This is a genomic window from Adhaeribacter aerolatus, assembly GCF_007991635.1.
In the GTDB taxonomy this organism is placed as follows: Bacteria; Bacteroidota; Bacteroidia; order Cytophagales; family Hymenobacteraceae; genus Adhaeribacter; species Adhaeribacter aerolatus.
Genome location: NZ_BJYS01000012.1, coordinates 95523 through 106482, shown reverse-complemented (window position 1 = coordinate 106482; position 10960 = coordinate 95523). Strand labels below are relative to the sequence as shown.

Genomic DNA, 10960 nt, shown 5'->3' with positions numbered 1-10960 from the left:
AACGGGTTTATTTTATTTATTATGTTAAATAATATGTAATTCTTACCAGGTGCTATGCGGCGAATTCTTTTGGAAGTCAGATTCCGGAAGAATTCGCATTATTAGGGCCGTAGGCTGCGGATTTCTTTTACCCCATATTGGATAACTGGAAAATGAGAATTACCTGTTGCCAGGTATACGGGAGCCAAGCGGGTTAACTATATAATGTAGAAAAGTGTAGTTCAGCGTTTCGGCCAATCTGTGGATTTTGAATTAACTTGCCGGGTGTAAATAGAAAATAATTTGGGGTTGGAGCAGGAGTCTCTGGTAAGTGAAATAGTTCGAAAATAAAATAAAAAGGCCCTTAGAATGTATCTAAGAGCCTTTTCGGTGGTCGCGTAGGGAGTCGAACCTTTTGTTACTTAATTAACAAAGATTTCCATAAATAGGCCCATACAATTATGTGAGCCTACTTTTTAAATTTCCATTAGGTAATATAAAGCAATTAAAAGTAAGGTAAAGTAAAGTTTAGTGTCCGAAATGTTTCCGAAGTATCGGACAGTTTGTATCTTTGACCTCCACCAGAGATAAGCTGTAATGACCCTTAACTACTACCCAGATAAACCCAACTCTGAAAGTGATACTGCAATCTATTTGTTTCTCCGGATAGGCAAGGAAACGATTAAGATAAAGACTGGCCAGTATATCAATCCCAAACATTGGAACACCAAACCGGATAAGAACGGCAACCATGTAAAGCGTTCCTATACCGGCAGCCCTGAATTTAACGTTTGGCTGGATAACTATAAAAAGGACATCCATCAACTTTACAATAAACTCACACAAGGCAATGTGGCTATTTCGGTAAAGGAGCTAAGAGAGGCCATAAACAGCCACCTGAAAAAAAAGGAGCCGACAGCAGTAATAGGATTTTTTGAACACTTTCTGGATTATATACAAATAACTTCCGGAGAGCGCAGCAAGAGCACCATAACAAAGTATAAAGTTTTATACAAACACTTGGAAACTTTCTCCAGAGACCAGCCATACAAGCTCAGTTTCGAAGCCATTGACATGCGCTTTTTTGACCTTTTCAAAAATTACCTAATGCAGCAGCTTAAGCATACGGATAATACCCTCTGGAAAGATTTTTCTATTCTGAAGACTTTTATGGGCTGGGCACTGGACCGGGGCTTACACCAAAATTTAACCTACAAAAAGTTTAAAGCTCCGCAGAAAGACATTGAAATTATCTATCTCACCGAAAAAGAGCTGATGGCTTTCTACCATGCAGCATTGCCATTGGGTAGTAAGCTGGATAAGGTTAGGGATGTATTTTGCTTTGGGTGCTTTACCGGCCAGCGGTACTCGGATATTGCCAATCTAAAACGCAATGATATAAAGGGCGACCGGTGGACCCTGCGTACTGTAAAGACTGATAAGTCTTACTTTGTTCCGCTGAATAGGTTTGCGCAGGCTATCCTAAATAAATATAAAGATGCTCTTAGGCCTCTACCAGTTATGTCTAACCAAAAGACCAACGACTACTTAAAAGAGCTTGGCAAATTGTTGGGAATTGATGAACCCACCAGTCTGACCAAGAGGCGGGGCAATGAAAAATTAACCAATACTCAACCAAAATTTGAGTTCATCAGTACCCATACGGCTAGGCGCACTTTTATTACCTTATCCCTGGAGAAAGGTATGCGGCCTGAGGTGGTGATGAGGATTTCCGGACACAGTAATTACTCTACATTTAAAAAGTACATTAAAATTAGTGAGAAGGTGGCAGAAGTGGAAATGAATAACATCTGGCAAATGGCAGAACCTAAACAGGAGGAGAATCAGTAGAAATAAACAAATGAGAATTTTTAAGCTGGGTGGAGGGACCTTACAATCAGATTTTGAACCAGTAAAAAACCTCGATACATTTTTCACAGGCTCTGAATTTCATACGTACCGAAAGGTAATTCCCATTATCTACGAAAATTTAGAAAGAATAAAGATTGATTTCGAGGTCAAAGGAGATTATTGGGAACCCATAATCTTCTTAAATATCTTGTTCAGGCAAATATCGATTATAAAAGAACATTATAATAAGCCGATAAAGGTAATTGAACATTTAAGAAGCCTTTCACTAGACAATTTTCAATTATACGTGCTCCTTATTTCTATACAAAACGCTTATGCTGGCTGTGGAGTTGAAGCACCCATGGATGCTGATGAGGAAGAAATAAACCGAATTTCCGATGCAATTGATACCTGTTTCAACTTTATTGACAAGGAGCGACAAGCACTGCATAATAAATTATTCGATGTTCCAGCGAAAAAAGTTTTTACGTTTGAGCAAATTGTACCTGTATTAGAAAGTCATAAAGACCCTGATGAAAAAATTAAATACATCAGAGAGAGGATGAATTATCACAATCAGGAACTGGCACAATATCCAGACAGGTATGTTGATGATGGAGGTACTTTTATTAAACGGTGTAATTTAGAAATCAATCATATTAAAAAGCTAAAGCAGGAACGCATAAGGCAGAAATCTGAAAAAGCTACTCAGCCCAAATCTGACTTGTCTTTTGAGGAAATATTTAGAGATTATCACAATAATAAAAGTGAAATGGCTGACCGTATTATTTCTCTGCTGAAGAGGGAGAAAATTATTGATATCGAAGGAGTTTGGAAAGATGATCCTATGGATATTAGGGGGTTGTATTTAGCTATGTTAGAATACCCTGGAAAGATAAAACTTAAAGTAAGAAAACCTTTTGTTCTTTATAGGATATGTTTCCGTAAGTTCAAGTTGAAAGAAAAAGATGCTATAAAAGAGACATCAAGAAATAGAGCCCCAATAGAAGTATTGGAAAAATACAAAAATATACTTAATTTAATTTAATTAATTAGTCTCTTTTGCTCTAATTTAACTTTCTATTGCAGTACTGCAATTCACTGCAATTCACTGCAATTCTGATTTACAACTTTTGCACCATCAACTAAAACTAATAGTGATGGAACAAAAAGAATTAATAATTAAATTTTGCATACCCGAAGGTGGGGAGCTTTTACAAGCATTTGTCAAGGCATTATTGCCGCACTTAAATCCTCCTTCCTCCGAAACTCTACAGTTACCTCCAGTAAACGAGGAAAAACCAATTTCCAAAAATGAAGCATGTCGTTTCCTGGGCTGTTCCGCGCCAACATTAACTAAATGGATGGCAAATGGCACTATACCTTTTAGCAGGAAGGGGCGCAGGGTCTACTTTCTAAAAAGCCTCATCCTTAAGAGCCTAGAGCAGCCTATTATTTTAGGAAAGGAGACAAAGAGATGTCGCTAGAAAATACACTACTTCAGGAATCGTATTATAAATCTGATAATCCCAAAGCATCTGAGACCTTAAAGGAATATTACCATTACAAGTTTATTGATTTATGCCGGGAAGAAGGAGAGGCACAAGCACTTGAAAAAGTAAATCTATACCAGCGGCTTTCGAAGCGATATAGTAATCACCCAACTTGGTTTCTCCATACTTGTACCCTTTTAACCAGCTATGCTAATTACTGTGAGAATAAGCCCGTCCAGGATGAACCTAAGATAGGTTTACTGGAGAATGAATGCAGCGTATACTATGCTTTAAATAAAAATGCCCCGGAAAAGCAAAAGTCCTTAACTATCCGGCATATTGCTGAGCTAATAAAAGGTCAAGCATTTGTCAAGGAAACAGCACACCTGAGGACTTTACCTGGCCAGAGAGCAAGAAGCGAATTTTTAAAACGAGCATTCTGCCATGCTGCCTTCTCCGGAACCTTTGCTGAAGAAGCTGATTGGAAGCTAATACAACACACCGGTATTATTTGTGTTGACCTAGAAGGACTCGGAGAGAACTTGGATGAATACAGGTCAATTATCAATGCTGACCCGCCTACGATTATGAGCTTTAGTAATCCTTTAGATAATGGCCTAAGGGTACTATATGAAATGACCACTCAACCAGATATTCAAGAGAATTGTTACAAGCTTTTTTCAGGATACCTAAGAACAATCTGCGGATTACCGCAGGATACCATTGATTCCAGGTACTTTAAAGTGAGCCGCTCCACTTATCTTTCGCACGACCCTCGGATATTTATTAACCCCAAGTTTACCAATTTATGAGCTCAGAATTTACTCAACCTTTTAGGAGTACTGCTGGCTCATGGAAAGGCGAGGAGAAGTCCAAACCCTTAACGGATTTTATCCGGAACCCATTAAGGGCGGCAGCAACTGCTTACCAAACAATATTTGAACTAGACCATGCCCAAGACTTGGCCAAAGAGTTAGCCGCAAAAGGCATCAGTATTACCCAAGGTTATGACAAGTGGTTAAAAATAGGTTTAGCACTGGCCGGTTTTGAAGAAGCAGGTCGTGAAATCTTTCACCTCATTAGCCAGATTAATACTAATTATGTGCCGAAAGAATGTGACAAGCAGTTTGATGACTGCCTAAGTAGATACGAACCGGCTAATGATACTAAAGCCAACTTCTTTCATGCCTGCCGGGAAGCAGGGTTAGATGTCAATCCCAGGTTTGAGGGCAGGGAAGAAGAGGGACCTGCCCAACGGCAGGCAACCACAACCTCCCCATCCAGATTAGACCCTCATATCATCCGGACCATCCCTTACCGGGCTTATAAATTATATTGCGATGGTAAAAGCCTGCAGGAGGCAGTTAAAACCATCAGCTCAGAAAAGACAATCCTGCCGGATATTGTTGAAGATGTTATCAGGCCGATTTTCGATAATATAGATACTAGTAATGAGAAGTTCTGGAATAAAGGCCCCCAGAGAGTGATTATAGACAAGAGTAAATGCCTTGACTTTGCCGTAGAATCCGGTTTTTACCAGCTAAAAGGTGCCACGGGAAAGGTACTTTTTCGGGTGCGGCAAAAAGTTGTGGAGCAGGTAGACCGGGTAGAACTGAAACATACTTTTCTCGACTATATTGATTCATTACCTCCCGCTTTTGATGGTATATTAAAAAGTACTTTGCGGGCCGCCTGGTTAAGTGAATCATCTAGAATCTGTGACAACACCTTTTTAGAAAACCTACCATTCCTGAAAAAGCCTTTTCTGAAGGACAACGCCAGTACCTGTTACCGGTTCTATTTAAACGGGTTCGTCGGAATCACAAAATCAAGCATAAACCTCAAGTCCTATGATGAACTTCCCGGGTACATCCGGCAATCCCAAATCATCCAGCGGCAATTTGTGTCTATAGAAGAGAAGGAGGTGAAAGAGAAATCAGAGTACTATCAGTTTTGTAAAAAGGTGGTAAGCGGGGATGAAGAACGGTTTCAGGTTTTAATTCATGCCCAAGGGTATCTGACGCACCAGTTTAATCCCAGGACTACCCCGGTAGCTATTATACTATATGATAAGGAGGGCCGGGCAGGAAAAGGTATAATCGGACAGGCATTAAGCCATATCAATAGCGTGTTAAAAATAGATGGCCGCAATGCGGATATTAATAACCGTTTTATGCTGCAAAGATACACCCAAGGGATTGGCATCATTCACATCGACGATGCCGACCCTAAACGCTTTCCTTTCGGCCGCTTTCTAACCTGGCTGACGGAAGGATTCGAAGTCGAGCAGAAAAACAAAGGTTCCGTTTTTGTTCCTTTTGCAGAAGCACCTAAATTCTATATTACCTCCAACTATGTTTTTGAGGGTACTACCGCCAGTCATGCCGGGAGGCGGGTAGAAATCGAACTGGATGCTTTCTATTCCTTAAGCTTTACGCCGGCAATGGATTTTGGGCATCTGTTGTTTGACGACTGGGATGAAGAACAGTGGCAATTATTTGACAATACCATGCTCCTGTTCTGCCAGTATTATTTAACCAACGGCATCCTCCGGTACAAGTCTGTAAATATGCTGCGGGAAAAACTTATTCAGGCCACCTGTGAAGACTTCGTGCGGTGGGCAGAGGAAAACTTATCTGATTTAGCGGTTGGTACCGCAATAGATAAAACTGCCCGCTGGCAAGAATTTCGGAAGAGTTCCAGCTTAACCGACAGAGAACTTCCCCAGAGTACATTTACCCGTTGGCTGAAGACATACCTAAATGGTTTAGGTTATGGTACCAAAGATGGCAAAAGCCGCGGTGTTCACCCTCGGTTTGAAGCACTAATCATCACTGGGATGCCTGCTTCAGGAGCCGACAAAACCAGTCCAAGTTTCGACATTTAGCCGACACTACCCTGAAATGGCTGACACAGCTTACCCGTACTAGCTGAAAAATGTCGGCAGTTTTAAGCTTTGTCGGTTCAGTGTCGGCTAAATGTCGGCTTTAAAACCTGCTTGAATGCACTGAAAGGAGCTTTGTAAGGTTGTAAGTACATATTATTAAATTTTAGATTAAACTTAAAAAATATAACATAATATAGAAAAGGAACATAGATTTAGTACAAATATAAAGTGTGTATAAGGATAGAAGGTGTTTTTACCCGACAAGCCGACAAAATGCAACTTTTATTTAATAAAAGGCTGGCGGTTCAACTAAAATTAAATACCTGCACCATCTGGAATGTAACATAAAAAGGTGGTAGTTCAGAAAATGTAATCGCATAATGAGTACTCAGGTAGATGCTAACGGAGCTATCTCCGGTTTTGCTGGACTTACCCATATTCCAAACCCATCATCCTCTATTACAAAAGTAAATTCAAGCTTTTGTTTTAGCTTATAGGCTGTTATAAAGTGGTAATCACCTTTTTTAGCTAAGCTGAAATTAGGATCATATGTTCTGGTTGCCAGTATAGCATCCTGGAAAATTTTCATAAACAAGGCGAAGTCTTCCTTGGTATCCATTTCCGCTTCCATAGAAAAGCCCTTTTCATATTCATTAACGTAACTGTAAATCTTTAACATTAGCTTCTTTTTTAGGGTACACCTGGCAAAGATAAGCATACCAGAATAATATGTAGCATATATGCCACCTGTTTGTTTTCTGAAAGTATGACCTTTAAAAGGTGAAAAATCCATCCGGAATAAAGGCTTTTGGAACGCATTTAAGAAGAATAAGAGAAGCAAAAGGAATTAGCCAGCAGGAATTAGCTGATAGAGCTAACCTTTCTAAGTCAACCATCTTAAGAACTGAAAATGCAAAGTTCGCCGTCACCCTGGATGCGCTGTTATCTATCAGTGAAGCCTTAGAAATACCTTTGAAAGACTTGATTGATTTTCCTGTAAACCAATAGAGTAAATTCTTTCCCAAGGCCATGACCTAGTCAGTCAGCTTAACGGAGTACAGGAAGACTATATGAATCAACCATTCGGAGTACTTCCTCTTTAGTTTCTTGCAGATAACCTACCCAAATTTTAAGTCTTTTACTTGTTTAAGTTTTTGCTATGTAACCTGGATGGGCCATGAAATTTCCCAGGTTCAACGCCATGTTGTTCCAAAAGTTGGTGTGGGCGCGGTCTGCTCGGCGATAGTTTGAAGAGCCCCATTTTTGACCTTCCTCTGTCCTAACAGAAACCTAATGGGTATGAAGATAAATAGAAATGCACTGTTAGGCCTCTTTGTAATTTATCCTGGAGAATGAGCTTCGGCCTGTACCCTGATGCTCTCGAATATAAATAGAAAGGCGCAGTTGGGTTTTTTTGGATGAAATCCGAGAAACTCAGAAAGGGCATATAATTAAACCCTATGAACAGGAAAATTCAGTGCTCATTGGGGTTTTTCATTAAGTCATCATACCATGGAACTTAGGAAAAAATTTATATAAATTTTTTCAAGAGGCCCAACCAACTTTGCCATACCCCCCCATCCAAGTTGGATTTTAAAATCATGTTCAACTTAAACCAGACAAAAGTTATGGCAAAAGCAATTCAAGTAAACCTGAGCGAAGAACAACGCAAAGCGGTCAAAGAAGTGAAGAGTAAAATGGGCATTCTCCCCTTAGGCATCCGGGAAGGGGAGAAGTACCCCGCTCCCGAACCCTGGACCAAAGCGGACATCGAGAAGATGTCGCCCAAAGACCTGAGCTCGCTGGCCTATGCCGGCAGCGGTATTATCTACACCCAGTACAAGTGCACCATGGATGCCATTCATCCGGATGCCCGCTGCGTGAACTACACCAAAGATGGCGTGCCCCGTTCCCTGAAGGTTCCCACCTGGCAAGGCTTCGGGGATATGGTTCAGCTCTAAAGGTCGGCACCCTGCTGGGGTGCAAACCTTTAGCTCTTTTTCCCATCAATCCAATATGAGATTACAGGCTTGATTTAAGGATAATGCCTTGCTTCTATTTCAACAGCCTACTTAATAATAGGTATACAAAGCTTGCCCTTTCCTGGGCTATCCTAAACCAAGTCTACCTACTACAGGCGATTAGTTCTAAAGAGGTCTACGAACCTTTACCTAATCTTTTATCCGGTGCCAACTACGGGTACTGGACTATCCTTCTTTCTCAACTTAATCTTATTTGTTTATGCAACTACAAAAAGCAAAACGGACGCAGGCCCGCATCCGCCTGTGTCTGCAGGGGCCATCTGGTTCCGGTAAAACTTACAGTGCCTTGCTGCTGGCTTATGGCTTATGCGGTGACTGGACCCGGATAGCTGTCATTGATACGGAAAACCGCTCGGCTTCTTTATACGCGCACCTGGGAGCATACTGGGTGTTGCCTTTAGCGGCGCCTTTCACGCCCGAGCACTACATCGAAGCCTTACAAGTTTGTGAAGGTGCCGGCATGGAGGTCATTATCCTGGATACCATCTCTTTTGAGTGGGAGTACTTACTCGATTACCACGCTAATCTTACTGGTAACAGCTTTACCAACTGGAGTAAAGTTACGCCCCGGCACAACCGGTTTGTGCAGGCTATCTTACAATCTGCTGCGCATGTGATTGCCACGGCCCGTACCAAACAGGACTATGTACTAGCCGAAAAGAATGGTAAAATGGTACCGGAGAAAGTAGGACTCAAGACCATTCAGCGGGACGGCATGGATTACGAGTTTACTTTAGTCTTTGACCTGGATATGAAGAACCATGCAGTAGCCTCCAAGGACCGCACCAGTTTGTTTCAGGGAAAACCCGAACAGCAACTTAGTGCCAACACCGGCAAGCAGCTATTAGCCTGGTGCCAGAGAGCCGAAGCGGAGGATGCACCAGAGCCCATCCTGACCATCCTGGCAGATGAAGCCATCCAGCAGCAGGTCAGCCAGTGTACCAGCTTAAACGAGCTTACCCAAATTTATCACCGCTGCACCAACGAGCAGAAGAAAAACTTGCTCAATTTATTTCAGCAGCAAAAGCAGTTTATTATTCAATCCTCCTTACTCACCAATCAACTCTTAAACCAAACCTTAAATCAAAATGGAAACGCTACCAACAATTAGCCGGATTAATCAATCTGCCCACATGTATATCAATAGAGAGCTGGACCAGAAATCCAGCTCTCGTGCTTTTATCGAAGCGAATACTACCCCCATGAGTTACCGGGAAATCCGACAAGACCACATCATCCCGGTGTTTGTCAAGGATAACGAGCCGCTGATTAGCCAAGCCGACTTTATTGTAGCCACCCACGATATTGTATCGGAGCTGTTTCGGGGCGAAGAAATACTCTCACCCCAGATTCGGGTAAGCCATCCAATTAAGGGCCGGATACCGGAAGCCAAGGATAAACCTGCCAACCAGCTCCAGGAGTGGGAACGCACCATCTATTATGAACGCATGATGTTCTGTTTAGAGATTCCGACTATCTTAGATACCATCGATGGTAATACTTTAACCTTAATGGTAGGGGGAGTGAAAGCGTATAACCAGGACAACCTCTACAACAAAAAAGGAGCGGCCGAGCACTTCAAGCTTTTCATAGGCTTTCAGAACCTGGTGTGTACCAATCTTTGTGTCAGAACGGATGGGTACCTGGCTGACTTAAAGGTGACAGATATAGACCAATTAAGGTCAGGTATTTACCGGCTGTTAGATAACTATGACCAGCACCAGCATCTCAGGCAGATGCAAACCTTATCGGAGTACGCTATTACCGAACAGCAGTTTGCGCATCTGTTAGGCCGTGGCCGGATGTACAACTACCTGCCAGCAGAGGAGAAGAAACAAATTCCGGCCCTACTCTACGGTGACCAGCAGTTGAATGCAGTCTGCAAAGATTACTACAAAGACAGCAGCTTCTGCCGGCAAGCGGATGGTAATATTAACCTTTGGCGTTTATACAACCTGTTCACCGGAGCAAATAAGTCCACCTACATTGACCAGTTCCTGGATAGGTCGGTGAACGCGCTGGACTTTGTAAACCAAGTGCACCATGCCCTGGATGGGGGAAGCACCAGCTGGTTTCTTAATTAAATTTTATACTTTACTCATAGCCCACTCCGCAATTAAGCGGGGTGGGCTTTTTAAATTAATCATATGAACAAAAAGAACAAAACTGTAAGAGAAATACGTCTGCAATACAAAGCACAAGTAAAAGGAACCAATGTGCTGACCATTACCAACGCCGAGAAAGGTTACCAACCGCTGATAGAGCACTATGGCAGAAGTTACGCAAAAAAGAAGAGTTATTAGTAAAAGGAAGCAACATATGAATAAACATCATGAAATCTGCCCAATATATCCTATCTGCTGATTGAACCACGCAAAGTTAGCTGCGTAAAGTCCAGCGAAGTACTTGAAATATCTCACGATGAGATAAAACACTTCCTTTGAGCAGTCACTTCACGGGCGAAGAACTATTCCAAGCAATAAACTAAAGGCTGTGTTTAACAGGAGGTGTTCTTTCGGTAGATGATTCGATGCTGGACAAACCTTTCACCAACTTAGACACTACAGGATTGGAGGTGCTATTTTAGCTGGGCAGGCACCATTAGGTAATAAAAGGCAAAAACCTGATTATTTTGTTTTACACGGCCCCCTACAGGACTAGGTTTTCCGGTTAACTTTCTGAATTAACGCCATTAGAAAGGAAAGAGT

The 10960-nt window shown here is 41.8% G+C and carries 11 protein-coding genes; 10 read left to right on the top strand and 1 reads right to left on the bottom strand.

Annotated elements, in window-relative coordinates; all coding sequences use genetic code 11:
- The first annotated feature begins 576 nt into the window (after positions 1–576).
- The 5 genes from AAE02nite_RS09415 (at position 577) to AAE02nite_RS09395 (ending at position 6210) form a co-directional block, all read left to right on the top strand.
- Positions 577–1830 carry a site-specific integrase gene (locus AAE02nite_RS09415; protein WP_146897468.1) on the top strand — a complete coding sequence of 418 codons (1254 nt, stop codon included), beginning with the start codon at positions 577–579 and terminating at the stop codon, positions 1828–1830.
- Between the two features lie 10 nt (positions 1831–1840).
- Positions 1841–2878, top strand: a complete 1038-nt coding sequence (locus AAE02nite_RS09410; protein ID WP_146897467.1) for a hypothetical protein — start codon at positions 1841–1843, stop codon at positions 2876–2878.
- A gap of 112 nt (positions 2879–2990) precedes the next feature.
- Positions 2991–3317: a helix-turn-helix domain-containing protein gene (locus AAE02nite_RS09405; protein WP_146897466.1), complete on the top strand. Its 327-nt coding sequence runs from the start codon at positions 2991–2993 to the stop codon at positions 3315–3317.
- A complete protein-coding gene (locus AAE02nite_RS09400; protein WP_146897465.1) occupies positions 3308–4135 on the top strand; it encodes a BT4734/BF3469 family protein in 828 nt (275 codons plus the stop codon). The genes AAE02nite_RS09405 and AAE02nite_RS09400 overlap by 10 nt, the downstream gene beginning before the upstream one ends.
- Complete coding sequence (locus AAE02nite_RS09395) at positions 4132–6210, top strand: PriCT-2 domain-containing protein (protein WP_146897464.1); 2079 nt, start codon at positions 4132–4134, stop codon at positions 6208–6210. The genes AAE02nite_RS09400 and AAE02nite_RS09395 overlap by 4 nt, the downstream gene beginning before the upstream one ends.
- 388 nt (positions 6211–6598) lie before the next feature.
- Here the strand turns inward: AAE02nite_RS09395 and AAE02nite_RS09390 are convergent, their stop codons facing one another.
- The gene (locus tag AAE02nite_RS09390; protein WP_146897463.1) at positions 6599–6889 is read right to left on the bottom strand and encodes a hypothetical protein; all 291 of its coding nucleotides are present in this window, start codon (positions 6887–6889) and stop codon (positions 6599–6601) included.
- 101 nt (positions 6890–6990) lie between these two features.
- On the opposite strand from AAE02nite_RS09390, the gene AAE02nite_RS09385 reads away from it, so the two are divergent.
- From AAE02nite_RS09385 to AAE02nite_RS26260, 5 genes are all read left to right on the top strand, one after another.
- A complete protein-coding gene (locus tag AAE02nite_RS09385; RefSeq protein ID WP_146897462.1) occupies positions 6991–7218 on the top strand; it encodes a helix-turn-helix domain-containing protein in 228 nt (75 codons plus the stop codon).
- Between the two features lie 689 nt (positions 7219–7907).
- A complete protein-coding gene (locus AAE02nite_RS09380; protein WP_146897461.1) occupies positions 7908–8171 on the top strand; it encodes a hypothetical protein in 264 nt (87 codons plus the stop codon).
- 280 nt (positions 8172–8451) lie between these two features.
- Positions 8452–9363: an AAA family ATPase gene (locus tag AAE02nite_RS09375; RefSeq protein WP_146897460.1), complete on the top strand. Its 912-nt coding sequence runs from the start codon at positions 8452–8454 to the stop codon at positions 9361–9363.
- Positions 9341–10336, top strand: coding sequence for a DUF3871 family protein (locus tag AAE02nite_RS09370; RefSeq protein ID WP_146897459.1), 996 nt, complete (start codon positions 9341–9343; stop codon positions 10334–10336). The genes AAE02nite_RS09375 and AAE02nite_RS09370 overlap by 23 nt, the downstream gene beginning before the upstream one ends.
- A gap of 63 nt (positions 10337–10399) precedes the next feature.
- Positions 10400–10555 carry a hypothetical protein gene (locus tag AAE02nite_RS26260; protein WP_170252562.1) on the top strand — a complete coding sequence of 52 codons (156 nt, stop codon included), beginning with the start codon at positions 10400–10402 and terminating at the stop codon, positions 10553–10555.
- Positions 10556–10960: the final 405 nt, after the last annotated feature.